This window comes from Immundisolibacter sp., assembly GCF_014359565.1.
GTDB lineage: Bacteria > Pseudomonadota > Gammaproteobacteria > Immundisolibacterales > Immundisolibacteraceae > Immundisolibacter.
In genome coordinates, this window is the sequence record NZ_JACIZD010000001.1 from 635,183 (window position 1) to 659,486 (window position 24,304).

The following is a 24,304-nucleotide window of genomic DNA, read 5'->3' on the forward strand; positions in this document are numbered from 1 at the left end:
ATCAGGCCTTGCGCCGCCGGCGCAGCAGAACCACCAGCAGTACCAGCACGGCGATGGCCGGCAGGATGAGCGTGAACAGCTTCGGGCGGATGCCGAACAGCCATATCTGCTCCAGCGTCGGCGCGTGCGCATAGGCACCGCCAGGGTGTTCCGGCGGAACCTGGTCGGCCGGCGTGCTGCGGATGTACTCGACCAGGCGCGTGAGTTCCTCGTCTGTGACGTCGGTCGGGCGCAGCGGCGGCATGCCCAGCAGGCCATTGCGCACCACGTGGGCGATGTACTCGCCCGGCAGGTCCTGGCGGTTCAGGATCACCGACTGCGCCTCGCCCTTGGTCTGGCTCAGCTTCAGTGCCCCGGGGTGAGCGGGGCCGGGGGCGTGGCAGGCGCGGCAGAACAGCACGAACAGCTCCTCGCCGCTGCGCTCGCCGACCGGCGTGGTGGCATCGGCGACCGGGCTAGTTGCGGCATCGGCTGCCGGGGCATCGCTTGCGCCATGTGCGAATGGCAGGCTGCCGGCCAGGCCCAGCAACACGGCGGCGACAAGGCGCAGGGTGTTTTTTTGAACGGTCATAGCTGCGCCTCAGGTACGGGGGCCGGTCCAGTTGGACGGCCAGATGCCGGACTTGCCCGGCGACAGGATGCCGTTCGGATCCAGGGCGTCCTTGATGACCTGGTTCACCTTGCGCAGGGCGCCGCCCTGGCCGTCGTACATGTCGGCGATGATGTCCATGTAGGTGAGGTTGGCCTTCAGCTCGCCGTAGCCGTGCTTCTTGGCGATGGCCACCAGCTCGCGCGAGCAGGCATCGGCACGCTGGCGGGCGTCCTCGTCGCGCGGGTCGAACATGATCATGACCAGCGTGATCATGGTGCGGAACATGGCCACTTCTTCGCAGATCATGTCGAAGCCGTGGCGGTTGAGCAGTTCCTTGAAGGTGTTGAACATCTCCCAGGCGTTCTTGCCGGTCATGGCCGCCATCGGAGTGAAGTTCAGGTGCCCGCCGCCGGCCCAGTTGACCAGGTTGAACTCGGTCATGTTCGGCTCGCCGCGCATCAGCTTCTCGCGGTAGTTCCAGCCGGCGTCATCGGCCGGCCGGTCGCCTTGCAAATAGACCTTGGCACCGGGAATGCTGGTCAGGGCGTGCTGCACCATCTGCCAGGTCATCTCGACGTTCTCGGGCAGGCCGTACAGGGCGCCGTACAGGTTCCACATGCCAAGGTCCAGTTCCTTGGCCACCTCGCGCCAGCGCTCGTCGGGGATGATGCCCGGCTTGTCCCACAGCTGCTTGCGCAGGCGCTGCACCGAGGCGCTGTAGGAGATGTGCTCGATCACGGCGCCGTTTTGGATGATCATGTTCATCTTCAGCGGGCGCAGGATGTCCATCAGCGGGCCGATGTCTTCCTCTTTCTCGTAAGTGACCATGAACGGCTTGTAGGCCGGCGGGACCGGCATCAGCCAGAAGCCCATCTTGGTGACGATGCCGAAGTTGCCCTGCGAGAACATGCCGTCCACGTAAGGCCCAAAGCCGTACTTGAACAGCTGCCAGCTGGTGTTGCCGGGCATGGCGCCCATGCCGGTGCGCAGCAGCTGGCCGTCGGCCAGCAGCACCTCCATGCCGCAGGAGAACAGGAAGTGGTCGGCATACGGGGTGTAGCCGGCGCCGTGTTCGAGCGCGTTGCCGATCACCCCGCCCCAGCCGGGCGCGGCGCAGTCGATCCACAGCTTGTAGCCCTTCTCCTGCAGGTGCTGGTAGAGCTGGAAATACGACACGCCCGGCTCGACCAGGCAGTAGCCGGATTCCTCGTTTACTTCGAGGATGCGGTTCATGCGCTTCAGGTCCAGCACCAGATAGCCGGCCTGCTTGGGGGCCGGGCCGCCGTAGGCAAAGTTCTTGCCGTTGCCGTAGGTCCACAGCGGTAGCTTGTACTGGTTGGCCACCTGCAGCACGGCCTGTACCTCGGCCACCGAGGCGGCCGAGATGGCAGCGGATGGCATGCGCGTTTCCGGCGGCACCGCCGACATGTGGTCCAGATAGGGCTGCAAATCCCCCTCCGGGTCCGTGAAGACCCAGGCCGCGCCCACGATCTTGCGGATTTCCGCCAGGGCGGCCTGGAAATCCTCGCGCGCTACGCCGTGCGGCAGGTACTCGGGCATCGATTTCTCCTTGCGGTGGCCTTAAGGCCACGGGTATTGCGTTGTTCGTGGGATTCGGCGGATCAGTCGGCCAGCACCGGCGCCATCAGGCGCAGCCACTCGCGATACTGGCCGTGCAGCAGCACTTCATCCTGGAAATCCGGGCCGCTCATGTGGGCGTCCATGCCGACCGCCGCGGACTCCTCGTCACCGCCGGCGCGCACCTGTGCGAAGCCGCGGTCGTAGCCCAGCTGCCAGGGCACCAAGCGGCCCTGCAGACCGTCGTGGCAGGCCTCGAAGGTGGCCAGGTCGTCCGGTGTGGCCAGGCCGGTGGCATTGTAGAAGTCCTCGAACTGGCGGATGCGCCGGGTGCGCACCTCCGGGCTGTCCTCGCGCGCGGCAAGCGCGAAGCTCTCGACCTTGGTGAAGTCCACCGACACCGGCTTGATGACGCGAATCTGCGTGGCCGCGTGGTCCATCAGCAGCAGGTTCGGGAAGATCAGCAGATTGCGCAGGCGCCCGACCACCCACTCGGCATGCGCGGCGCCGTGGCGCTGGGCGATCTGTTCGCGCCGGCCCCACACCGGGCGGTTCTGCGGCTGGCCGAAGCTACCCCACATCAGGGTGTGGCCGTGGCCAAAGTCGTACCAGCCGCTTTTGAGCTTGAGCAGGTCGTCGCCGCCGAAGCTGCGCTGCACGCCGCCGGCTGCGGCCTTCTCGGCCCGGCGCTGCGCGTCGCGCTTCATGATGCCGACGTAGTTGGCGTGCACGGCGGTGAAGTGGTAGCCGTCGATGCCGTTTTCCGGCTGCAGCTTCCAGTTGCCGCGGTGGGTGTAGGTGGACCAGCCGCGCAGCACCTCGAGCGGGCTCTCGGACTGGTCCATGACGAAATCGATGGCCTTGGCGGCGCCGCCCAGGTGCTCGGCCAGCGTCGGCACGTCCGGGTTCAGGGAGCCGAACACCAGGCCGCGATACACCGCCAGCTTCGGGATGGTCTTCAGGTCATGCGACTGCTGCTCGAAAGCCGGCGGATAGGCGCCGCTGGCGTGGTCCTTGATGTCGACGTTCTTGCCGGCGGTGTCGTATACCCAGCCGTGATACGGGCAGGTCAGGAACTGCTGGTTGCCCTTGCGCGTGCGGCACAGGGTGGCGCCACGATGCGCACAGGCATTGACGAAGCCATGCACTTGGCCATCCTTGCCGCGCGTGATGACCACCGGCTGGCGGCCCATCTCGGTGGTGAAGAAATCGCCCGGATTGGGCACCTGCCCCTCATGGCACAGGAATATCCAGGTGTTCTCGAAGATGTACTTCATCTCCAGCTCGAACAGCTCGGCCTCGTTGAACAGGCGCCGGCTGACCAGGAAGGTGCCGTCCTGCGGCTGGTCCACGACCAGTTCGCGCGGATCGAGAAAGGGATGAGCTTCGATGGGCTTGTTCATGGTGCAACCTCCGGTGGGGGCGGGCGGCTCAGCGCGATCCGGTCAGCAGCTGGTGCCAGCGCCGGTAGAAGCTGTGGAAGATGTTCTCGTCGGACCAGTTCGGGCCGGTCGTGTGGGGCGTCGCGCCGATGCTGCGGGCGGCGTCATCGGCGCCCTGGATGAGCCGCCCCAGGCCCCGGTCCAGGTGCTGCTCGGTGCCGGCCAGGCCCTGATTGCCGGCCTGGCAGGCTTCGAACTCGCGCAGGTCGTCCGGCGTGGCCATGCCGGTGGCGTTGAAGAAGTCCTCGTACTGGCGGATGCGCCGGTTGCGTGCCTGGGCGCTCTCGCCCCGGGGCGCGATGCCGAAGATGGTGACTTCCGTCTTGTCCACGGCCAGCGGCCGGAACACGCGAATCTGGGTCGAGGTCTGGTCCATCAGGAACACGTTCGGAAACAGGCCCAGGTTGCGGCTGCAGTCGATCATCCAGTGCGCCTTGACCGGGCCGACGCGCTGCTCGAGTTCGTCGCGGCGTTGCGCCAGCGGCCGGTCCTTGGCGCCCGGTACCTCGCCCCACAGCAGCGTGTGTCCGCCGCCCAGATCGTAGGCGCCACTGGTCATCTTGCTGATGTCGCCGCCGCCGACGATGGCCTTGACCTTGTCTTCCCGCGCCATCGCCATGCGCCGCTGGACCATGGCCACGTAGTTGGCGTGCACGCTGGTGACGTGGTAGCCGTCGACGCCGTTTTCGGCCTGCAGCTTCCAGTTGGCGTTGAAGGTATAGGTCGAGCTGCCGCGCAGTACCTCGAGACCGTCCGGCGACTGCTCGGCCATCAGATCGATGAACGGCATCGCCGCCCCCAGATGCTCGGCGAGCGTCGGCACCTGCGCTGACAGCGAGCCGAACACGAAGCCGCGGTAGGTGTCGAGCTTGGGGATGGCCTTCAGGTCATGCGACTGCTGTTCGAAGGCCGGCGGATAGGCGCCGCTGGCGTGGTCCTTGATGTCGACGTTCTTGCCGGCGGTGTCGTAGACCCAGCCGTGATACGGGCAGGTCAGGAACTGCTGGTTGCCCTTGCGGGTGCGGCACAGGGTGGCGCCCCGATGCGCGCAGGCGTTCACGAAGCCATGCACCTGGCCGTCCTTGCCGCGCGTGATGACCACCGGCTGGCGGCCCATGTGGGTGGCGAAGAAGTCGCCCGGGTTCGGGATCTGGCTTTCGTGGCACAGGTACAGCCAGCTGCCCTCGAAGATGTGTTTCATCTCCAGCTCGAATAGCTCCGGATCGAGGTACACGTCGCGGTTGACGGCGAAAACGCCCTCGCCGATGCGATCATCCAGCAGCATGTTGAACTGTTCGATTTTCATGAGTTGCTCTCCTCCTGGTGGGGGCAGGTGACCCGCCCGGCGCCGTCTATGCGGCGCTCGGCACGGGTGTGTCGGAAATCCAGTCCGGCCAGCCGGCGGCGCGGTTGGCGGCAATGGCCAGCTCCCGTTCGCGGGCGCTGGCGTGGTGGGTGTCCCAGTGTTCCAGCAGCGGGCGGCCGATCAGCCGTTCCCACAGCGGGGGAATGAGCGCCAGCACGAAGCAGGTCACGGCGCTGGGCATCTGCGGGGCGTTGGGGCGGGGCGTCAGCCGCCAGTAGGGGCGGTCCGGGTCAACGTGGTGCTGCGAGTGGGTCACGATCTCGAAGGTCAGCGCCCGACCCAGCGGCGTCAGGTGGTTCCAGGCGTGGCGATCCTCGATCGGCGTGCCCGGCTCGCGCAGCAGGCCGTAGTGCTGGATGTAGCTGAAGATTTCCAGGATGAACAGGCCCATGGCCGACACCAGCATCAGCAGCAGCATGCCGGTGAGGCCGGTGGCCAGATAAAAGCCGCCCAGCAGCAGCAGGTACATGCCGACGCCGCGCAGGATCAGGTTCTGTGGCGACCAGAAGCTCAGGCCCAGGCGCTTCAGGCGCGTCATCTCGATCTGCCACGAGCGCCGGTGCTGGCGGTATGCGGCACGCACGACGAAGCGGTACACGTTCTCGCCGCGAAACGGCGTCTCGGTGTCGTCCGCCGTGTCGGTTTCGATGTGATGCACGTGCACATGCGCCAGCGCGCTGTAGCCGGAGGCGAAGATCGTGCCCAGCACGCTGCCGACGAACTTGCCCGCGGCACTGTGGCGATGAAACATCTCGTGCGCCGCCGGCAGGCCGCCCAGCGCCGTCATGAAGGCCACCGACACCGCGGCGCCGAAGTAATCGAGCGGCGCCAGATCCGCGTTGGCCGTGCCGATGCGCCAGGCGAACACCACCCACAGCAGTGCCACCGGCACCACCTGGAAGTACAGGATCACGTCCGCCAGCAGCGGATGGGCGCCCCGGCGCATGCCGTGATCCTTGCCCAGCAGCGGGTCGGTCACCGCCACCACCAGGAAGGCGGCAAAGCCTAGCCACACCCAGTGCCCGCCCAGCCACAGGCCGAGAATGCCGCTGGCCACCAGCAGTGCCGGTGACATGTAACGCAAGTAATCGAGTCTGGTCATCGTCGTTCCCTGTCAATGTCCAGTCGGCAGGGCCGGCGGCCTCAGCGCGCCACCGGCGGAATCACCACGCCGAACCGTTCCGGGTGGCTGGGGTCGATCTGGAACACCTTGCGGCGCTTGGCCGGATCGATCGACAGCGCCGGTTCCGTGTCGCGCCAGGTAAAGCAGCAGGCGGTGCAGTAGTGCACGGTCCAGATCACCTGGCCGTTTTCCTTGCCCTGGTATTCGACGCGGTTCTTGTCGCCGCCGCAGCGGGGGCAGTTCAGGGCCATGTCAGTTACCTCCCTGCAGGGCACGGATGCGGGCGGCCAGGGCATCGATGGCCGGGCCGGATGGCGGGCTGACGATTTCCACGTCGCCGCCGATCGGGTCGGGCGGCATGTGCGTGGTGGCGTCGATGATCAGGTGATGGCCCTTGCCGGGCGTGACCGCGGCCGGGTCGATCATGATCATGGCCATGTCGTTCAGGACCATGATGTCGCTGGCGCGGGTGCGCACCGACAGCGCCCACATCACCTGGTTCAGGTCGAACGGATCGACGTCGGCATCGACCATGATCAGGTTCTTCAGATACATCAGCCCGTGCGGCGTCGACAGCGCGCGCAGCGCCACGCTCTTGGCAAAACCTGCGAAGCGGTTCTTGACCGCGATGATGCCGGTCAGGCCGTGCTGGTAGAGCGCGTTGACGGCCACCACTTCGGGGAATTCTTTCTTGAGCACGGCGTAGATCGGCGCCGAAGTGTTCAGCCCGATCAGCGTGTCGTGCTCGGTCCAGCCGCGGCCGATGTAGATGTTCTCGAAGATCGGGTTCTTGCGGTGCGAGACGGCCGTGACCTTGAACACCGGCGCCCGGCGCACGCCGCTGTAGGAGCCCGGGAACTCGCCAAAGGGCCCCTCGAACTCGCGCCGGCCGTGGATGTACTCGGCCTCGATGACGATCTCGGCATGCGCCTGAATGTCCAGACCATTGCCCGATTCGGTCAGCTCGATCGGCGAGCCCATCATGGCCGAGGCGTAGGCGTACTCGGACTCGTCGTAGCCGATGGGTGTGGCGGCAAACATGGCCATGGCCGGGTGGTTGCCCAGCATGACGGCGATCTTGAGCGGCTTGCCGGTTTCCTCGGCCGCCTGCATGTGCCGGCCCATGTCGTGGATCGGCACGCTCATCAGCGTGAACTCGTCCGGCCCATGCGGCTGGATGCGGTATATGCCGACGTTCTGCTTGCCGAAGTTGTCCGGGTCCAGCGGATCGCGGCTGACCACGTTGGCCTTGCCGATGTAATAGCCGCCATCGAAGTCGTTGATGCGGTACAGCGGCAGGATGTCGTACAGGTTGATGTCGCGCTCGATGCGCACCTCGTGCACCGGCGCCTGGTCCGGCTTGACGCGCGGCAGCTGCGCTTTCTCCGATCCCCAGCGGCTGATGATGTCGTAAAACATTGTCTTGATGGTGGTGTTCTTCGGGTGCCCGAGCAGCACCGCCAGATTCGCCCAGCTGCCGTGCACGCCGGTCACCAGGCGCTTGCCCGGGTAGCCGCGGATCTTGTCGAACAGGATGGCCGGTGCGCCGGGCACGTCCTGCCCGGAGGCGACGCAGATCTCGCGGATGTCCGGCTCCGGCATCACCGGGTCAGGCCAGGTGATGCACTGGTCGTGGCTGGCGAGCAGGTCCAGGAAGTCGCGCAGCGAGCGCACCGAACTGGCCAGCTTGATCGGCAGGTCGGAGTATGTGTTCATGGCGTGTCGCCTCCGGTGTCGGGTCCGTGTGAACTCAGTGGTGGCCGGGCGCGTCGGTCGGCAGCTGGATGGTCACCCACTTCCATTCGGTCATGGCGTCGAGGTCACAGTCCGTGCCTTCGCGGCCGACGCCGCTCTGACCGACGCCGCCGAACGGCACGTGCGGCTCGTCGTACAGGCTCGGGGCATTGATGTGCACCATGCCGGTGTGGATGCCGGACGCGGCCGTCAGCGCGCTGTTGATGTTGCTGGTGTAGATGGCTGCCGACAGGCCATAGGGCGTGTCGTTGGCCATGGCGAGGGCTTCTTCCAGCGTGTCGAACGGATACAGCGACGTGACCGGGCCGAAGGTCTCTTCGTAGAACAGCGTCATGGCGGGCGTGACGTCTGTCAGCACCGTCGGGGCGCACTGAAAGCCGCTGAACGTGCCGCCGGCCAGCACGCGCGCGCCCTTGGCGGTGGCATCCTCGATGTGCGTCTTGACGCGGCTGCGCTGGCGGCCGGAAATGATCGGCCCCAGCGTGGTGCCCGGATCGCGCAGGTCGCCGCCCTTCAGGCCCGCTGCCGCACCGGCCAGGGCCTGCGCGAAGCGATCGAAGATGCCGCGCTGCACCAGGATGCGGGACGAAGCCATGCACGCCTGACCCTGGTAGAAGAACGTACCCATGGCCGCGGCGCGCACGGCGCCGGCCAGATCCGCATCGTCCATGACGATCAGCGGGCTCTTGCCGCCCAGCTCCAGGGTGAACTTCTTCAGCTGCTTGGCGCAGATTTCTGCGATGTGCCGGCCGACCACCGACGAGCCGGTGAAGGTGACCGACTTGACCAGCGGGTGGCCGGTCAGGGCATCGCCGATCAGCGCGCCGTTGCCCAGCACCACGTTGAAGCTGCCGGCCGGAAAACCGGCCTCGTGATAAAGCTGCGCCACCCGCAGCGACAGCCGCGGCGCGTGCTCGGAGGGCAGGTTCACGAAGGTGTTGCCGCAGGCCAGCGCCATCGCCGACTGCTTGATGACCTTGATCATCGGCACGTTGAACGGCGTGATTCCGGCCACCACGCCCAGCGGCTCGCGCAGTGACAGGCTCCAGCGGTCGGCCGAATCGGACGGCAGGGTCTGCCCGGTGATGCGCCGCGGCACGCCGGCGGCGGCGCGCAGCATGCCGATGGCGAATTGCACCTCGAAGCCTGCTTTCATCAACGGCGAGCCGACCTCGTCGATGAGGATGTCGATGAAGTCCTGGCGGTCGCGTTCCAGCAGCGCGGCGGCCTTTTGCAGCAGCGCCTCGCGGTCCTTGGCCAGCAGCTTGCGAAAGGCCGGAAAGGCCTGCGCGGCGGCCTGCACGGCGCGCTCGACGTCCGCCGCGTTGCCGTCGGCGGCGCGGGCGTAGATCGAGTCGTCCAGCGGATTCAGGTCGTCGAAATACTGGCCGCCAGCCGGCGGCACGGCGGCGCCGCCGATCCAATGGTCCAGCGTGACGGGGGTGGTCGATTGCGGGGCGTTCATGCGAGATCCTTGTCGTGCTCAGGGTTGGCGCAGGTAGGTGATGAGGGCGTCCAGTTCCTCATCGGTGATGTCGGTCGGGCGCAGGGGTGCCATCTCGATCAGGCCGCGGCGCACCACGTGCTTGACATAGGCGGGGTCCAGATCCTGGCGGCCCTTGAGCGGCGCCTTGTCCCAGCCGAGGCGGTCCGCCAGCACGCGCGTGCCGGGGCCTTCGGTGCCGGGCTTGTGGCAGCCCTCGCAGAACAGGGCCCAGGATTTCTCGCCGCTGCGCGGCCGGGCGTCGATGCCGTCGGGGGTGGGCTCGGTGGCCATCGCACCGCAGCTGGCTGCCAGCAGGATCAGTCCGAGTGTGCGCCGCATCAGGCTTTCTCCTCACGCATGTGTTTGGGCCAGATACCCATCTTGCCGGGCGCCAGGATGCCGTTCGGGTCCAGCGCGTCCTTGAGCTTGTGGTGCAGCTTCCACAGGGCGCCGTCGTTCCAGTTGTAGGTGCCGGCGATCCTGTCCATGAAGGCCAGATGCGTGCGGTACTCGCCGTAGCCGGCCTTGGCCGCGTCGTCGATCAGCATGCCGAACAGCTCGCGGGCGCGGCGGCGCTGGTCGGCGTCCGAACGGTCGAAGGTGAGCGAGAACACGTGATGCATGTCCCGCCAGCCGACCGCGAACTCGCCGATGTAGTCGAAGTCGTACTCGTGCGCGCGGTTCTTGATCAGCTCGTACTGCTTGACCGCGTCATCGCCGCGGGTCGGCGAGATCGGTGAGAAGTCGACATGCGCGCCGGCGCCGCCGACCCAGTTGGTCATGTTGAACTCGGTCATGTTCGGAATGCCGCGCATGAGTTTCACGCGGTAGTCCCAGGACGGGTCGCCCTTGCGGTCCTCGTCGAAATAGAACTTGGCGCCCGGAATGCCGCCCAGGGCCTCGCGCACCACCTTGAAGGTGTTGTCCATCATCGGCTTGGGGCCGTACAGGGCGGCGTAGAAGTTCCACATGCCCAGCTTGTGGTCGGACATGATTTTCTTCAGCGCGCTGTCGGGCAGGCGCTTTTTCGGATCGCCGTACTGGGCGCGCGTGGTCTTGATCGACGCCTCCCACAGCAGGCCGACCGTGAAGGCGCCGTTCGGGATCAGCATGTTCACCTTGAGCGGGCGCACCGCCTCGGTGATCGCGTGCAGGTCTTCCTCGCGCTCGTAGGTGACCATGAACGGCATGTAGCCCGGCGGCTCGGGCATCAGCCACATGCCCATCTTGGTGACGATGCCGAAGTTCGACTGGGTGAAGATGCCGTCCAGCACTGGGCCGAAGCCGTACTGGAACAGCTGCCAGCACTGCGTGCCGGGCAGCGAGCCCTGACCCGTGCGCAGCACCGTGCCGTCGGCCAGCACCACCTCCATGCCGCAGTGCATCATGTAGTGGTCGCCGTAGGGCGTATAGCCGACGCCGTGCTCCAGCGTGTTGCCCAGCACGCTGCCCCAGCCGGGCGCGGCCGGGTCGATCCACAGCTTGTAGCCCTTTTTCTGGATGTACTCGTACAGCTGGAAGTAGGTGACGCCCGGTTCCACCAGCGCGTAGCCGAACTCCTCGTTGACTTCGAGGATGCGGTTCATGCGTTTCAAGTCCAGCACCACGTGGCCGGCCTTGCGCGGCGCCGGCCCGCCGTAGGCAAAGTTCTTGCCGCTGGAGATGGTCCACAGCGGCACGCGGTGATCGTTGGCGATCTTCAGGATTTTCTGGATCTGCTCGACGCCGTCCGGGGCGACCACGGCCGAGGGCAGGAACACGTCATCCTCTTCCGGGGAGAAGGCATCACGGTAGCTGCGCAGCGCCGGGCCGTCTTCCGACACCACCCACTGCTTGCCGACCACGGCGCGCATTTCCTCCACCGCCTGAAAGAACTGTTGCGGGGTCAGCCAATCGGGCAGCGTGGGCATGTCGGGTTTCTCCTTAGTTGAAACGGGGTGCGGACGGCTGCGGTGCGGGATCAGGCGCGCATCGGCGCAAGCAGCCAGGTCACCATCTGGCCAGGCTTGCGCGCCGGGTGGCGGGCAGTGCAGCTGACCGCCTGGGTTGCGATGCATTCCCGGTCTGCCGGCAGGCCCGCCAGGGTGCGGCCGAGCGCGTGCGGCCAGGCATCGGCGCTGCGCTCGAGCAGCGTGGCCAGGTCGCCCAGCCAGGCGTCGTCGCCGCGCAGGCGGTGGCGCAGGCGGTCATTGCCGAGGTAGTCATGCTCGCCGTGGAAGGCCAGTCCGTAGCCGTGCGGCGCCGCGACCTGCCGGGCGATCATGAGCGCCGTCGGCGTGGTCAGGCCCAGTACCGCCCGCCCGGCGGCCGTGGCATCGGCCACCACGCCAAGCACGGCGCCCGGATCCGCGCCGACACCATGGCTGCGGTACGCGCGCTGGGAGACGGCAGTCAGGAAGGCGTCGCCGTCCGCATGGCGGGTATCGCACACGGCCTCGAACGGCTGCCCGGTCGGCGCTGCGCGTGGACGCACCACCGCGCCTGAGGCTGGAACCAGCGACGCCAGGCCGGCAAGACTGCCACCCCGCAGGAACGCGCGACGCGAAACCATGGACTCTCCCTCCTCGTGGGCAACGACGTGCGTGCGCGGCAATCCCTGCGAGCACGCTGACCCGGCATCTTAGCCTTGCCCAAACGGGCGGGCAAACGCCCGTTCTGGCCGATGCTGGCCAAAGGCCGCGTGCTGGTTAGAATGCCTCGACCGATCGGCCGGTAAATGCGGGCCCCGGCGGGGGAATTCGCGGCAGCCACAGCAGGAGAAGGACGATGAGCGTACATGCGGTCGAGAAGGTGTTCTGGGAGTTCGGCAACAAGCCGGCGCGTATCGACGCGTTTCGCCGCGATCCCGACACGTACTTGAAGAACTACGCGCTGACCGACCAGGAGCGGGCGATGATCCGCACGGTCGACCTGAAGGCGCTGCAGGCGCACGGCGTCAGTTCGCTGCTGACGTTGATGGTCTGGCCGCTGCTGAAAGGTTCGGACGAAATGCCATTCGATTATCTTGTGCACATGAATGACGGCAAGCTGCCGGACATGGGCATGACCGGCTTCAAGGCGATCGGCCTGAAGGGCTATATTCGCTTTCGCCAGCTGCGGGCGGCGATCAGGCGCGCCTTGCGTGGCGGCGGCCCGGCCAAGGTCGGCGCCTGATACATCGATAAACACGGCATGGCGGCCGCGCCGCCGGCATCACGCGACAGTCCCCAGGAGGAGACGCACATGGCAAGCATCGTCGGCGGATTCTGCGTACCCCACGACCCGGCCATCACGGCCTTTCCCGAAGTCGCCAACAAGCGCCAGGCGGCCAACATCATGGCCGGCTTCGCGCGGGTGGCCCGGCGCGTCGCCGAACTGCAGGCGGATACGGCCATCGTGATCGGTGACGATCATTTCGCGCTGTTCGGGCCGCACTGCCTGCCAAGCTTCCTGATCGGCATCGGTGACGTCGAGGGGCCGGAAGAGAACTGGATGCACATCGATCGCTATCCGGTGCCCAACAATGTGCCGCTGGCCGAGCACATCATGAACTACGGTTTCGACCACGGTTTCGACTGGTGCGTCGCCAAGTCGCTGGTGCTGGATCACGGCACCATGATCCCGGTGCATCTTGCGGTTACCCCCAACCCGGGCGTGCGGACCATACCTATATATACCGCCGCAGCCGTGACGCCCTTGCTGCGCATGAAGCGCGCCCTGGCGCTGGGGCGGATGATCGGCGATGCGGTGGCGGCCTTCCCCGGCGACGAGCGGGTGGTGGTGATGGGCTGCGGCGGCATCAGCCACCGCGTGGGCACCTCCGACATGGGGCGGGTGGATCAGGCCTTCGACCAGATGATTCTCGACATGGTCGTGCGCGGCGATGTCGAGGCGATGTCCGAGCTGGACGATGCCTACGTGTTGCGCGAGGGCGGCAACGGCGCCTTCGAGATCCGCAACTGGATCGTCGCCATGGCCGCCATGCCGCGCTTTCGCGGCGAGGTGATCTGCTACGAGCCGGTGCCGGAGTGGATCACCGGCCTGGGTCTGGCCGAACTGAAACCGGCCGCCTGAACCGTCCCGCCGATCGTAACCGTCCAATTCGAAACCATGAACGCACCACACGCCTCGTCTCCCGTCTGGCCGCACAGCGCAGTCACGCAGGTTCCCTACGCGCTGTACACCGACCCCGGCATCTATGCCCTGGAGCAGGAGCGCCTGTTCCGCGGCCCGACCTGGAACTTCCTTGGCCTGGCCGAGGAGGTGCCAAACGCCGGGGACTTCAAGACCAACTTTGTCGGCGACACGCCGGTGGTGCTCAGCCGCGATGTCGACGGCAGCCTGCATGCCTGGGTCAACCGCTGCGCCCATCGCGGCGCCCTGGTGTGCCGGGAACTGCGCGGCCACAGCGCATCCGGCACGCACACCTGCGTCTACCACCAATGGGCCTACGACAACCGGGGCGATCTGGTCGGCGTGCCGTTTCGCAGGGGCCTGGGCGGCAAGGGTGGTTATCCGGCCGACTTCGACATGGCAAAGCACGGCCTGCAACGACTGCGCGTCGAGTGCGTCGAGTCGATGGTGTTCGCCACCTTCGACGACCAAGCCGAGCCGCTGCACGACTACCTGGGGCCGGTCATGCTGGCCAATATCCGGCGCGTGCTGGGGCGGCCGATCGAGGTGCTGGGCACCGCCCGCCAGCACATGCGCGGCAACTGGAAGCTGTACGCCGAGAACACCCGCGACAGCTACCACGGCGCCCTGCTGCATCTGTTCTATCCGACCTTCGGCATCTACCGCCCGGCGCAGGACAGCGCGGCGGTGATGGACCAGGGCCACCGTTTCCACAACCTGTTCCAGATCATGACATCGGGCAGCGGCGGGGACGTTTCCGAGTACCAGAACAAGGGCATGCGGGCCATGCCGGCCGCCGACAGCCTGGCCGACAGCCGCGTCATCGAGTTCAAGGACGACTACGCCGACGGTATCTCGCTGACCATCCAGTCGCTGTTCCCGAACGTGGTGCTGCAGCAGATCCAGAACACGCTGGCCACGCGCCAGATCGTCACCCGCGGTATCGCCGACACCGAGGTGGTATGGACCTTCTTCGGCTACGCCGGGGAAAGCGCCGAAATCCGTGCGCACCGCCTGCGCAACATCAACCTGGTCGGCCCGGCCGGTTTCATATCGATGGAAGACGGCGAGGCGGTCCAGATCGTGCAGCAGGGCCTGGCCGGGGTCGAAGCCGGCGCCGCTTCGGTGCTCTCCATGGGCGGCGACAGCGACGCGGACCTGGATCGGCTCGGCATGGACGAGAACTCGATCCGTGGCTTCTGGCGCGGCTACCGGCAATTCATGCAGCTGTGATCAGGCCCGCCGCCAGGTCACGGCGAATGAGAACCGCTTGCGGCATAATCGACACCCCCTGGCGGGCCTGGACTGGCCCACTGCGTCAACACGGAGGTGAAACGTGGTCAAGGTAGACGAACTGGTGGATGTCGCCCACGGCGTCCAGAGCAAGCGGGTGTTCTGGGATCAGGAGGTCTATGAGCAGGAGCTCGAGCGCGTATTCGGCCGCTGTTGGCTGTTCCTGACCCACGAGAGCCTGATCCCGAATTTCGGCGATTTCGTGACCGCCTACATGGGCGAGGACAAGGTCATCGTGGTGCGCCAGAAGGACGGCTCGATCAAGGCCTTCCTGAATTCCTGCACCCACCGCGGCAACCAGGTCTGCCATGCCGATTCCGGCAACGCCAAGGCGTTTACCTGCAGTTATCACGGCTGGTCCTTCGGCGCCGATGGCTCCCTGGCGGCCCTGCCGCTGGAGCAGTCCGCCTACTACGGACACTTCGACAAGGCCGACGCTGGCCTGCGCGAGGTCGCCAAGGTCGACAGCTACCGCGGCTTCGTGTTCGGCTGTTTCGATCCACAGGCGCCTACACTGACCGACTACCTGGGCGAGATGGGCTGGTACCTGGACACCTGGATGGACAGCACCGGCGGCGCCGAGCTGGTCGGTCCGCCGATGAAATCCATCCTGCGCTGCAACTGGAAGGTGCCGGCCGAGAACTTCATCGGCGACGGCTACCACGTCGGCTGGACCCATGCCGCGGCCATCAAGGTGCTGGGCGGGCCGCTGTCCGGCCTGGCCGGCAACGCGGAAATCCCCTTCGACGACGCCGGCCTGCAGGTTACCTCGCGTCACGGCCACGGCTTTGGAGTGATCTGGGACGGCCTGGGGGTGCTTCACGATGCCCCGGCCTACCGCGACTACGCCTACGCCAATCTGCCGGCGGTGACCGAAAAAATGGGTCCGTGGCGGGCCAAGCTCTACACCGGCCACTGGAACGCCGGGATCTTTCCCAACTGTTCGTACCTGTATGGCACCAATACCTTCAAGGTATGGAACCCGCGCGGCCCGAACGAAATCGAGGTCTGGACCTGGACGCTGGTCGAGAAGGCCATGTCGCCGGAACTGAAGGCCGAGGTGGTCAAGCAGGCCATCCATACCTTCGGCACCGCCGGCACGCTGGAGAGCGACGACGGCGAGAACATGGAAACCTGCACCTGGTCCAACCGCGGCCCGCAGACCCGCAAGGGCATGATGAACAGCCAGATGGGTCAGATCAACGATGCCGAGCATCCGGAACTGCCGGGCATCATCGGCAAGAACTTCATCGGCGAGACGTCCTATCGCGGCTTCTATCGCTTCTGGGCCGAGATGATGCAGGCCGAGAATTGGGACGCGGTGCGCGCCAACGACGCTACCTGGAAAGACGCCCTGATCAAGGGCGCCGCCGAGGCCAAGGCCACGGAGCGTGCGGCATGAATGCGCCCACCCTGCAATCCTTCAGCCCGGTGCAGCCGGACGAAACCCGGCCGGTGGATCTGGCGCTGCATCACGCCGTGTCGCAGTTCTACTTTCGCGAGGCGCGGCTGCAAAACGGCCGTCAGGCGCGTCAGTGGCTGGAAACGATGGTCGATCCGGACATCCACTACTGGCTGCCGATCCTCGAAGACCGTTTCGCCAAGGACCCGCGTCCACAGCCGACGCCGGCCGAGCCGGCGGTCTACAACGATAACTTCGCCGACCTTGGCAAGCGCATCCAGCGCCTGGAGACGGGCCTGGTGTGGATGGAAGACCCGCCATCGCGGGTGCGCTTTCTGGTCACCAACATCGAGGCCTACCACACGGCCGAGCCGGACCTGATCGGCACCTTCTGCAACGTGCACGTGTACCGCAACCGGCGCCAGCGGGACGAGACCCACCACTTCTACGGTCGTGAGGACCTGCTGCGCCGCGGCGCGGATGGCCAATTGCGGCTGCTGCGGCGCAAGATCGTGCTTGACCAGCGGGTGGTGCTGGACAAGAACCTGTACATGTTTCTTTAAGAAGCGGGAGCCTGCCGTGAGCCTCTATGCCGTTGAAAAAGTATTCTGGGAATTCGGTACCGATCCGGACCGTATCGCGGCCTTCCGGGCCGATCCGGACGGCTACCTGGCCCCCTACCGGCTGGAGCCGGACGAACGGGACATGATCAAGCGCGTGGACCTGAAGGCACTGGCCGAGCGTGGCGTCAGCACCCTGCTGACCATGATGGTGTGGCCCATGCTCAAGGGCCCCGAGGGCATGCCGTTCTCGTATCTGGAGCACATGAACGGCGGGGTCATGCCGCCGTTCCCGGGCATGCCGCCACAATCCTGATCCCCCACGGAGTACATCGCATGGCACAGATCGTTGGCGGTTTCATCATGCCGCACGACCCCCTCATCACCGGCAATCCGGAAATCGCCGACCCGGCCCAGGTGGCTGCGGTGGAGGCCGCCTTTGCCCGGGTGGTCGAGCGCGTCAAGGCACTGAAGGCCGACACGGCCATCGTGATCGGCGACGACCATTTCACCATGTTCGGCCCGCACTGCCTGCCGCCCTACCTGATCGGCATCGGCGACGTCGAGGGGCCGGAGGAGAACTGGCTGCGCATCGAGCGCTATACGGTGCCCAACAACACGGCGCTGGCCGAGCACATCATGAACTTCGGTTTCGATCGCGGTTTCGACTGGGCGGTGGCCAAGTCCCTGGTGCTCGACCACGGCACCATGATCCCGATCCACAAGGCCGTCACGCCTGCCGGCATGCGCACCATCCCGATCTATACCGCCGCTGGCGTGACGCCGCTGCTGCGGACCAAGCGGGCCAAGGAACTTGGGCAGATGATCGGCGCCGCGGTGGCGGCCTTCCCCGGCGATGATCGCGTCGTCGTGTACGGCACCGGCGGCATCAGCCACTGGGTCGGCACCGCCGAGATGGGCCGCGTCAACCCCGAGTTCGATCGCCTGGTGCTGGGCATGGTCGAGCGCGGCGACGTCGACGGCCTGGTCAACCTGAGCGACGAGTACGTGCTCGAGCACGGCGGCAACGGCGCGCTGGAAATCCGCAACTGGATCGTCGCCATGGCAGCCATGCCGGCCGGCATCCGCGGCGAGCTGTTCTGTTACGAACCGATGCCGCCGTGGATCACGGGCATCGGCATCGCGGAACTCAAACTGGCAGCCTGACCGGAGACCCAATGAACCAGCTCCCCCTGCGTTACGAAGTCGAGGAACTGATCCACGCCTACGTGCAGTGCATCGACGACGACCAGCTCGAAAGCTGGCCGGATTTCTTCACCGACGATTGCGTCTACAAGGTCATCCCGCGCGAGAACGCGGATCTTGGCCTGCCGGTGGCGGTGATGTTCTGCGACAGCAAGGGCATGCTGCGCGACCGCATCGTGGCCCTGCGCAAGGCCAACATCTACGCCCCGCACTTCTACCGCCACCTGGTCAGCAACGTTCGGGTGCTGGGCGAGCAGGATGGCGTGATCAGCGCGCAGACCAATTACGTCGTGTTCCAGACCCTGCTGGACGGCGAGACGCGCATCTACAACGCCGGCAAGTACCTGGACAAGATGGTGCGTGTGAATGGGCAGCTGCGCTTCAAGGAAAAGCTGTGCGTGTTCGACACCAACCGCATCCAGACGCTGATGGTGACGCCAATCTGATGCGCACGGCGCTCCGGCGCTGCGTTGCTTGACAAGCCACCGCCCCGTCTGGGACTGCCCAGGTGGGGCGGCTTGCGTTTTGGCTTCGCTGTTTCTTCAGTGCCCGGAAAATCCAGGATGGATTTATTCAGCGCTCCCCTGGTGGCTCGCCCCGCGCGTGGACAGCATGGCCTGCTTCGGCTAGCATCCTTATCCCCCATTTGCGCCATGCCAAGCGCCCGTACGAGAGCGAGGGAGACGATTCATGAGCGAGCAATTTTCAAAAGTAAGCGCGCTTCTGTTCGAGGAAGCGGCGGCACTGGACGAGCAGCGCTGGGACGACTGGCTGGCCCTGTTCACGCCCGATGTCGAGTACTGGATGCCGGCCTGGGACAGCGAGCACGAGCTGACGCAGGATCCGACCAGCGAAATCTCGCTTATTTACTACAGCGACCGCAGCGGCCTGGAAGACCGCATCTGGCGCATCAAGTCCGGCATGTCATCGGCCTCGACGCCGCTGCCGCGCACCTGCCACCTGGTCACCAACATCCGTGTTGGCGCCGTGGTCGACGGCCTGTTGCAGGTCAAGGCCAACTGGCAGGGCAACGCCTATCGCCACGAGAAGACCGATTCCTTCTATGGCAGCTATACCTATGGGCTGCGCGAGGAGCAGGGCAAGCTGCTGATCGCGCGCAAGAAGATCGTACTGATGAACGACACCATCCCGTCGGTGGTCGACGTCTACAACGTCTGAAGCGCCCGCAGCGCTCGGCGCGGCCCCGGTATCCTGTCGGGTATCGGGGCCGTCGTGTCTTGAAGGCCGTGGCCGGTAGTGCCGCGGCGCCAGCCCGGCAAAGGAATTGCGCATGTTCGGCCTATTCAAACGCCAGCCCAAGGAACCGGGCATCGTCCGTATCGAGCCGCTGGGTATCGAGCTGCCCGTGCCCGGCAACCAGAGCGTGTTGCAGGCGGCGCTGGAGGCCGGCGTCGATTTCCCGCACAGCTGCAAGGTCGGCACCTGCATGGCCTGCCGCAGCCGTCTGCGGGAGGGCAAGGTCAAGGCCATCCGCGATTTCTCTTATGTGCTCAGCGCCGAGGAGCTCAAGGCCGGCTATATCCTCGCCTGCCAGGCCAAGGTGGCGCCCGGCGAGCGGATCGTGCTGGAGGTCGACATCGACAGCCAGCGCCCGCACCACCCGCAAATCACCACCCAGGGCCGCATCGCTGCGCAGCTGCCGCTGACGCGCGACATCGTCGAGGTACGTGTCGCACTGGACCAGCCCCTGGCCTACACGGCCGGGCAGTACGCGGCCCTGCGCCCGGCCCACATCGCGCGGGCGCGCGAGTATTCCTTTGCCGCCTCACCCACCGCGGGCGGAGACCGGGAGCTGAGCTTTTTCATCCGCCTGACGCCCGGCGGGCAGTTCACCGGCTGGCTGTTTGAGCAATCCCGCGTTGGCGAGACCCTGGAGATCACCGGCCCCGGCGGGGATTTCTGGCTGCGCGCTGCGGATGCGCCGCTGGTGTTCGTGGCCGGTGGCAGCGGCCTGGCGCCGGTGCTGTCGGTGCTGGAGGCGGCCGCCAATGCGGGGGTCGCGCGCGATGCGGTGTTCCTGTTCGGCGCCCGCACGCAGGCCGATCTGTACAAGCTGGACGCGATCGAGGCCATAGCCGCGCGCTGGGCCGGCAGCTTCCGTTTTGTACCCGTGTTGTCGCACGAGCCGCCCGACACTGGCTGGGCCGGCGCCCGGGGCCTGGTGACCGAATTCCTGGCCGCGCCCCAGGTGCCGGACCTGGCCAGCCGCCATGCCTACCTGTGTGGCCCGCCGCCGATGATCGATGCGGCGCTGGCGGTGCTGGCGGCCGCCGGCGTTGCCGATGAGCACGTGCATTACGACAAGTTTCTGGATTCCAGCAGCCTCGCTTTGAAGGCTTGAATCCGCCCGTCCCAGCGGACGGGCGCTGCGGGATGGTTTGTCCCCGCCTAGCGCGCGGACATGCCCCCGTCCACGGTGTAGGTGCCGCCGGTGCAATAGCCGCTCTCATCGCTGGCCAGGAACAGCATCAGATCGGCCACCTCCTGCGGCGTGCCGTAGCGCTGCATGGGGATGCGCTGGGTGATGGCGGCCTTGGCGGCGTCCGGCTGCCCGGGCAGGAAGCCGGTTTCGAGCGAGCGCATCATGCGCGTCTCGATCGGTGCCGGATTCACCGTGTTGACGCGGATGTTCAGCGGTGCGCACTCGGCCGCCGCGGTGCGCATCAGGCCTACCACCGCGTGTTTGCTGGCGCAGTAGGCCGACATGTTTTCCGCCCCGCTGAGGCCGGCCACGGATGAGGTGATGACGATGCTGCCGCCGCCGCGCCGGGCGATGGCCGGGATGCAGTATTTGAGGCCCAGCCACACGCCGCGCACGTTGACGGCCATCACCCGATCGAAGGTGGCGATGTCGTAGTCGGTGATGGGCCGCACTTCGCCTTCGATGCCGGCGTTCAGAACCGCGATGTCGAGGCCTCCGAAGCGCTGTACGGCGGCCTGAACGCAGGCGGCCATCTGCTCGGGCTGCGACACGTCGGCGACGCAGTAGCCCATCTGCGCGTTGCCATCGGCAACCGCCTGCAGGGCGGCTTCGTCCCGGTCCACCAGCAGCACCCGAGCGCCCTGGGCGACGAAGCGGCGCGCGGCGGCCGCGCCTATGCCACCGCTGGCCCCGGTGATAATGGCAACCTTGTTCGTGAGTCGATTCATCGGCAGGCCTCCTCGGGCGTGGTCTTATGGTGAACGTGCAAGGTTTAACGCGGCCGGCGCATGAACCGCAAGCCCGGTGCCTGGCTGGCCAGGGGGGTGAGTGTTGGAAATCATCGAAGCCATGCGGGGTCGCACGTCGGTCCGCGCTTATTTGGACAAGCCCGTTGCCAGGGAAACCCTGGAGCAGGTGCTCGAAGCAGCCCGCTGGGCGCCATCGGGCACCAACACGCAGCCGTGGCGGGTGCTGGCCGTCAGCGGCGCGGTCCGGCAACGCATCGTCGATGCGCTTCTCGCTCACGTGGCAGGCGGCGGTGCGCCCGGTGCCCACTACGACTATTACCCCGAGACCTTCGTGGAACCCTACAAGGGCCGGCGCTGGCGCTGCGGGATGCAGCTCTATGGGGCGTTGGGGATTGGCATCGACGACAAGCCAGGCCGCCAGCGGGCCATGCTGCGCAATTTCGAATTCTTCGGTGCGCCGCTGGGTTTGTTCTTTTACACCGACCGGGCGATGGCAAAAGGCTCGTGGGTCGACATGGGCATGTTTCTGCAAAACGTCATGCTCGCCGCGCGCGGCTGCGGGCTTGAAACCTGCCCACAGTTCGCGCTGGCCATGTATCCGGACATCGTCGCGCAGCACCTCGACGCCCCGCAAAACCACGACCTGGTGTGTGGCATGTCGATCGGCTATGGCGATCCCGACGCGCCGGTCAATCAGTACCGCACCGAGCGCATGGCGGTTGACGAGTTTCTGACCTGGGCCGAGTAGTGGTTCCTACGCACCCGGCGCCGAGTGCAGCCACTGCGGCCAGCCGGCGCGGGCGTTCGCTTCCATGGCCAGCTCCTGCTCGGCCGGGCTGGCGAAGTGGCGGTCCCAGTTCTCGAGTCGCGGTTTGGCGATGACCCGCTCCCACAGCGGCGGGATGAACGACGCCAGAAAACACGCCACGATGCTCGGCATCTGCGGCGCCTGCGTGTACGGACGCAGCAGTTCGTAATGCTTGTCCGGGTCCAGGTGATGCTCCGAGTGGGTGGAAATCTCGAACGACACCGCCCGGCTGAACGTGTTCAGGTGATTCCACGAGTGGTGCGGCAGCAGTGGCGTGCCCGGCTGGCGCACGATCCCGTAGTGCTGCGTGTAGTTGAAACCGCCCAGGATCAGAAAACACACCGCCCAGGCGCCGATCAGCCACGGCAGGCCGAGCGGTCCGGCCAGCCACAGAAAAAAGCCCACCCAGGCGCCGACGCTGAGCAGCGCCCACACCACGCGGCTGCGCCACCACAGCACCGAATGACCGCGCTTGGCCAGGCGTGCCTTCTCGAACCGGTAGGCCTTGATCGTGCCGTCCACGATCGAGTTCCACACGAAGCGGTACACGGACTGGCCGCGCACCGGGGTGTCGGAATCGTCGGCCGTGCCGACGAACGGGTGATGCCCGTGCACGTGGTTGAGGTCGTTCATCGGCAGCCCGAACACCGTCAGGTACAGGCTGCAATAGGCGATTTCGAGCGGGTGTTTGCGGTGCATCAGCTCGTGCGCCGACGGCAGGCCGCCCAGCGCACTCAGGAAGGCAACCGCAATCAGCGCGCCGATCATGTTGAACCAGCCAAGGTCACCGGCGCGGATGTGCAGTGCAAACAGCACCCACAAGGTCACCATCAGGGGCAGCTGCAGGTACAGCACGCCGTTGTAGAACCACTTGCCGGCGCCCCCGCGCAGGCTGTGATCGGCCCCGGCCGTGAAATCCAGCAGCGCTAGGCTGACAAATCCCGCCAGGCCCAGCCAGACCCAGGCCCCGCCCAGATACAGGCCCAGTACGCCATTGCACAGCATGGCGGTGGCTATCAGGTAGCGTGCGTATTCGCCGATCCTTGGCATGAATATTTATCCTTGGCAGAGGTGGGTTGTCCGATCAATCGGTCAGTAACCAGGCGGCGCCGCCTGTCAAGGGCGATTGAGAAAAAGTTCGCATTTTTCTGCGCCGCTTAATTGCCACACGTGTTTTTTGTGCGTATGGTAGCGCCCGCGCCGTTCCCGGACACACGTTCGGGAACGCTAGGGAAAGGCCATGGCAGAAGGAGAAGCCTGAATGCAAACGCGTGCCGCCGTCATTCGCGAACCCAAGGGGCAGTTCACCGTCGAGACCGTCGACCTGACGGAACCGGCCGACGACCAGATTCTGGTCCGCGTCGTCGCCGCTGGCATGTGCCACACGGACCTGTCGATCCGCGACCAGCTGTATCCGGCCCCACTGCCAATGGTGCTCGGTCACGAGGGCGCTGGCGTGGTCGAGAAGGTCGGCCGCAACGTGCGCAAGGTGGTGCCTGGCGATCACGTGGTGCTCACCTTCTACAGCTGCGGCCTGTGCGCCAACTGCCTGGCTGGCCAGCCGCTGTCCTGCCTGAATGCCTTTGGCCTGAACTTCGGTGGCCGTACGCCGGACGGCCAGTGCACCATCCACAGTCACGGCCAGGAAATCGGCTGCAGCTTTTTCGGTCAGTCGTCCTTTGCCGGCTACGCCCTGTCGTATGAGCGCAACACCATCAAGGTGCCCAAGGACGTGCCGCTGGATATCCTGGGGCCGCTGGGGTGTGGCATCCAGACCGGTGCCGGCTCGGTGCTGAATGCGCTCGATCCGCCCGCCGGCAGCACCATTGCCATCTTCGGCGCCGGCGCCGTGGGTCTGAGCGCGGTGATGGGCGCCGTGGTCGCCAACTGCACCACCATCATCTGCGTCGACATCAAGGAAAACCGCTTGGCGCTGGCCAGGGAGCTGGGCGCCACGCACGTCATCAACGGCGCGCAGTGCAACCCGGTCGAGGAAATCCAGAAGATCACCGGCGGCCTGGGCGTGCCGTACATGCTGGAAACGACCGGCAACCCGAAGGTCCTGGAAGGCGCCGTGTTCAGTCTGGGGATGGGTGGTGTTGGCGGCATCGTCGGCGCCCCGGCCATGGGCACCACGGTCAGCGTGGACGTGAACTTCATGCTGTTCAACCGGACTCTGCGCGGCATCATCGAGGGCGACAGCAACTCGGACGTGTTCATCCCGCGCCTGATCGAGCTGTACAAGCAGGGGCGGTTCCCGTTCGACAAGCTGATCAAGTTCTATAGCCTGGATCAGATCAACCAGGCGGCGGCGGACTCCGAGGCCGGCGGCACGCTCAAGCCCGTCCTGCGCATGGCCTGAACGCAACAACAGTTTTAGGGCGTCTG

25 protein-coding genes are annotated in these 24,304 nt (G+C 66.2%); 12 read left to right on the plus strand and 13 right to left on the minus strand.

The features are described 5' to 3' along the window. Position 1 precedes the first annotated feature (1 nt). The 11 genes from H5U26_RS03070 to H5U26_RS03120 form a co-directional block, all read right to left on the minus strand. Entirely contained in the window at positions 2-571 is a 570-nt protein-coding gene (locus tag H5U26_RS03070) for a cytochrome c (protein WP_290616526.1), read from the minus strand. Positions 572-580: 9 nt separating this feature from the next. Next, a complete protein-coding gene (locus tag H5U26_RS03075; protein ID WP_290616528.1) occupies positions 581-2,152 on the minus strand; it encodes an FAD-binding oxidoreductase in 1,572 nt (523 codons plus the stop codon). Positions 2,153-2,214: 62 nt separating this feature from the next. After that, positions 2,215-3,573, minus strand: a complete 1,359-nt coding sequence (locus H5U26_RS03080) for an aromatic ring-hydroxylating dioxygenase subunit alpha (protein ID WP_290616530.1) — start codon at positions 3,571-3,573, stop codon at positions 2,215-2,217. A 28-nt stretch (positions 3,574-3,601) separates the two neighbouring features. Next, a complete protein-coding gene (locus H5U26_RS03085) occupies positions 3,602-4,918 on the minus strand; it encodes an aromatic ring-hydroxylating dioxygenase subunit alpha (protein WP_290616532.1) in 1,317 nt (438 codons plus the stop codon). A 46-nt stretch (positions 4,919-4,964) separates the two neighbouring features. Then, on the minus strand, positions 4,965-6,080 hold the full coding sequence (locus H5U26_RS03090) for a fatty acid desaturase (RefSeq protein WP_290616534.1): 1,116 nt from the start codon (positions 6,078-6,080) through the stop codon (positions 4,965-4,967). Between the two features lie 41 nt (positions 6,081-6,121). Next, positions 6,122-6,352, minus strand: coding sequence for a non-oxidative hydroxyarylic acid decarboxylases subunit D (locus H5U26_RS03095; RefSeq protein ID WP_290616536.1), 231 nt, complete (start codon positions 6,350-6,352; stop codon positions 6,122-6,124). Between the two features lies 1 nt (position 6,353). Next, positions 6,354-7,817: a non-oxidative hydroxyarylic acid decarboxylases subunit C gene (locus H5U26_RS03100; protein WP_290616538.1), complete on the minus strand. Its 1,464-nt coding sequence runs from the start codon at positions 7,815-7,817 to the stop codon at positions 6,354-6,356. A 34-nt stretch (positions 7,818-7,851) separates the two neighbouring features. Continuing rightward, entirely contained in the window at positions 7,852-9,321 is a 1,470-nt protein-coding gene (locus tag H5U26_RS03105) for an aldehyde dehydrogenase family protein (protein WP_290616540.1), read from the minus strand. 18 nt (positions 9,322-9,339) lie between these two features. Continuing rightward, a complete protein-coding gene (locus tag H5U26_RS03110; RefSeq protein ID WP_290616542.1) occupies positions 9,340-9,681 on the minus strand; it encodes a cytochrome c in 342 nt (113 codons plus the stop codon). Continuing rightward, entirely contained in the window at positions 9,681-11,252 is a 1,572-nt protein-coding gene (locus tag H5U26_RS03115; RefSeq protein WP_290616544.1) for an FAD-binding oxidoreductase, read from the minus strand. The genes H5U26_RS03110 and H5U26_RS03115 overlap by 1 nt, the downstream gene beginning before the upstream one ends. Before the next feature lie 50 nt (positions 11,253-11,302). After that, on the minus strand, positions 11,303-11,893 hold the full coding sequence (locus tag H5U26_RS03120) for a hypothetical protein (protein WP_290616546.1): 591 nt from the start codon (positions 11,891-11,893) through the stop codon (positions 11,303-11,305). A gap of 215 nt (positions 11,894-12,108) precedes the next feature. Here H5U26_RS03120 and H5U26_RS03125 point away from each other — a divergent pair, with 215 nt between their 5' ends. The 10 genes from H5U26_RS03125 (at position 12,109) to H5U26_RS03170 (ending at position 20,278) form a co-directional block, all read left to right on the plus strand. Further along, entirely contained in the window at positions 12,109-12,495 is a 387-nt protein-coding gene (locus tag H5U26_RS03125; protein WP_290616548.1) for a hypothetical protein, read from the plus strand. Positions 12,496-12,564: 69 nt separating this feature from the next. After that, entirely contained in the window at positions 12,565-13,395 is an 831-nt protein-coding gene (locus H5U26_RS03130; protein ID WP_290616550.1) for a hypothetical protein, read from the plus strand. A gap of 36 nt (positions 13,396-13,431) precedes the next feature. Next, complete coding sequence (locus tag H5U26_RS03135; RefSeq protein ID WP_290616552.1) at positions 13,432-14,688, plus strand: Rieske 2Fe-2S domain-containing protein; 1,257 nt, start codon at positions 13,432-13,434, stop codon at positions 14,686-14,688. Between the two features lie 103 nt (positions 14,689-14,791). After that, on the plus strand, positions 14,792-16,150 hold the full coding sequence (locus tag H5U26_RS03140) for an aromatic ring-hydroxylating dioxygenase subunit alpha (RefSeq protein WP_290616554.1): 1,359 nt from the start codon (positions 14,792-14,794) through the stop codon (positions 16,148-16,150). Continuing rightward, positions 16,147-16,713 (plus strand): aromatic-ring-hydroxylating dioxygenase subunit beta, encoded by a 567-nt coding sequence (locus H5U26_RS03145; RefSeq protein ID WP_290616556.1) that lies wholly within the window; start codon positions 16,147-16,149, stop codon positions 16,711-16,713. Before H5U26_RS03140 ends, H5U26_RS03145 begins: the two co-directional genes overlap by 4 nt. Before the next feature lie 16 nt (positions 16,714-16,729). Beyond that, entirely contained in the window at positions 16,730-17,026 is a 297-nt protein-coding gene (locus tag H5U26_RS03150; protein WP_290616558.1) for a hypothetical protein, read from the plus strand. A 20-nt stretch (positions 17,027-17,046) separates the two neighbouring features. Continuing rightward, the gene (locus H5U26_RS03155; protein ID WP_290616560.1) at positions 17,047-17,877 is read left to right on the plus strand and encodes a hypothetical protein; all 831 of its coding nucleotides are present in this window, start codon (positions 17,047-17,049) and stop codon (positions 17,875-17,877) included. Positions 17,878-17,888: 11 nt separating this feature from the next. Beyond that, positions 17,889-18,362, plus strand: coding sequence for an aromatic-ring-hydroxylating dioxygenase subunit beta (locus H5U26_RS03160; protein WP_290616562.1), 474 nt, complete (start codon positions 17,889-17,891; stop codon positions 18,360-18,362). Between the two features lie 244 nt (positions 18,363-18,606). After that, positions 18,607-19,095, plus strand: coding sequence for an aromatic-ring-hydroxylating dioxygenase subunit beta (locus tag H5U26_RS03165; RefSeq protein WP_290616564.1), 489 nt, complete (start codon positions 18,607-18,609; stop codon positions 19,093-19,095). A 112-nt stretch (positions 19,096-19,207) separates the two neighbouring features. Further along, positions 19,208-20,278, plus strand: coding sequence for a 2Fe-2S iron-sulfur cluster binding domain-containing protein (locus H5U26_RS03170; RefSeq protein ID WP_290616566.1), 1,071 nt, complete (start codon positions 19,208-19,210; stop codon positions 20,276-20,278). Between the two features lie 47 nt (positions 20,279-20,325). Here the strand turns inward: H5U26_RS03170 and H5U26_RS03175 are convergent, their stop codons facing one another. Continuing rightward, entirely contained in the window at positions 20,326-21,087 is a 762-nt protein-coding gene (locus H5U26_RS03175) for an SDR family NAD(P)-dependent oxidoreductase (RefSeq protein WP_290616568.1), read from the minus strand. 121 nt (positions 21,088-21,208) lie between these two features. Between H5U26_RS03175 and H5U26_RS03180 the strand changes: the two genes are divergently transcribed. Next, positions 21,209-21,856, plus strand: coding sequence for a nitroreductase (locus tag H5U26_RS03180; protein WP_290616844.1), 648 nt, complete (start codon positions 21,209-21,211; stop codon positions 21,854-21,856). 6 nt (positions 21,857-21,862) lie between these two features. Here H5U26_RS03180 and H5U26_RS03185 read toward each other — a convergent pair whose 3' ends face one another. Next, complete coding sequence (locus H5U26_RS03185; protein WP_290616570.1) at positions 21,863-22,966, minus strand: alkane 1-monooxygenase; 1,104 nt, start codon at positions 22,964-22,966, stop codon at positions 21,863-21,865. A 211-nt stretch (positions 22,967-23,177) separates the two neighbouring features. On the opposite strand from H5U26_RS03185, the gene H5U26_RS03190 reads away from it, so the two are divergent. After that, a complete protein-coding gene (locus H5U26_RS03190; RefSeq protein WP_290616572.1) occupies positions 23,178-24,278 on the plus strand; it encodes an NAD(P)-dependent alcohol dehydrogenase in 1,101 nt (366 codons plus the stop codon). The last annotated feature ends 26 nt before the right edge of the window (positions 24,279-24,304 follow it).

Coding starts and splice junctions, on each gene's coding strand:
- H5U26_RS03180 (WP_290616844.1), top strand. CDS start 21,209: ATGCGGGGTCGCACGTCGGTCCGCGCTTATTTGGACAAGCCCGTTGCC.
- H5U26_RS03175 (WP_290616568.1), bottom strand. CDS start 21,087: ATGAATCGACTCACGAACAAGGTTGCCATTATCACCGGGGCCAGCGGT.
- H5U26_RS03155 (WP_290616560.1), top strand. CDS start 17,047: ATGGCACAGATCGTTGGCGGTTTCATCATGCCGCACGACCCCCTCATC.
- H5U26_RS03100 (WP_290616538.1), bottom strand. CDS start 7,817: ATGAACACATACTCCGACCTGCCGATCAAGCTGGCCAGTTCGGTGCGC.
- H5U26_RS03185 (WP_290616570.1), bottom strand. CDS start 22,966: ATGCCAAGGATCGGCGAATACGCACGCTACCTGATAGCCACCGCCATG.
- H5U26_RS03190 (WP_290616572.1), top strand. CDS start 23,178: ATGCAAACGCGTGCCGCCGTCATTCGCGAACCCAAGGGGCAGTTCACC.
- H5U26_RS03135 (WP_290616552.1), top strand. CDS start 13,432: ATGAACGCACCACACGCCTCGTCTCCCGTCTGGCCGCACAGCGCAGTC.
- H5U26_RS03115 (WP_290616544.1), bottom strand. CDS start 11,252: ATGCCCACGCTGCCCGATTGGCTGACCCCGCAACAGTTCTTTCAGGCG.
- H5U26_RS03165 (WP_290616564.1), top strand. CDS start 18,607: ATGAGCGAGCAATTTTCAAAAGTAAGCGCGCTTCTGTTCGAGGAAGCG.
- H5U26_RS03090 (WP_290616534.1), bottom strand. CDS start 6,080: ATGACCAGACTCGATTACTTGCGTTACATGTCACCGGCACTGCTGGTG.
- H5U26_RS03125 (WP_290616548.1), top strand. CDS start 12,109: ATGAGCGTACATGCGGTCGAGAAGGTGTTCTGGGAGTTCGGCAACAAG.
- H5U26_RS03130 (WP_290616550.1), top strand. CDS start 12,565: ATGGCAAGCATCGTCGGCGGATTCTGCGTACCCCACGACCCGGCCATC.
- H5U26_RS03160 (WP_290616562.1), top strand. CDS start 17,889: ATGAACCAGCTCCCCCTGCGTTACGAAGTCGAGGAACTGATCCACGCC.
- H5U26_RS03145 (WP_290616556.1), top strand. CDS start 16,147: ATGAATGCGCCCACCCTGCAATCCTTCAGCCCGGTGCAGCCGGACGAA.
- H5U26_RS03070 (WP_290616526.1), bottom strand. CDS start 571: ATGACCGTTCAAAAAAACACCCTGCGCCTTGTCGCCGCCGTGTTGCTG.
- H5U26_RS03095 (WP_290616536.1), bottom strand. CDS start 6,352: ATGGCCCTGAACTGCCCCCGCTGCGGCGGCGACAAGAACCGCGTCGAA.
- H5U26_RS03085 (WP_290616532.1), bottom strand. CDS start 4,918: ATGAAAATCGAACAGTTCAACATGCTGCTGGATGATCGCATCGGCGAG.
- H5U26_RS03120 (WP_290616546.1), bottom strand. CDS start 11,893: ATGGTTTCGCGTCGCGCGTTCCTGCGGGGTGGCAGTCTTGCCGGCCTG.
- H5U26_RS03110 (WP_290616542.1), bottom strand. CDS start 9,681: ATGCGGCGCACACTCGGACTGATCCTGCTGGCAGCCAGCTGCGGTGCG.
- H5U26_RS03080 (WP_290616530.1), bottom strand. CDS start 3,573: ATGAACAAGCCCATCGAAGCTCATCCCTTTCTCGATCCGCGCGAACTG.
- H5U26_RS03075 (WP_290616528.1), bottom strand. CDS start 2,152: ATGCCCGAGTACCTGCCGCACGGCGTAGCGCGCGAGGATTTCCAGGCC.
- H5U26_RS03170 (WP_290616566.1), top strand. CDS start 19,208: ATGTTCGGCCTATTCAAACGCCAGCCCAAGGAACCGGGCATCGTCCGT.
- H5U26_RS03105 (WP_290616540.1), bottom strand. CDS start 9,321: ATGAACGCCCCGCAATCGACCACCCCCGTCACGCTGGACCATTGGATC.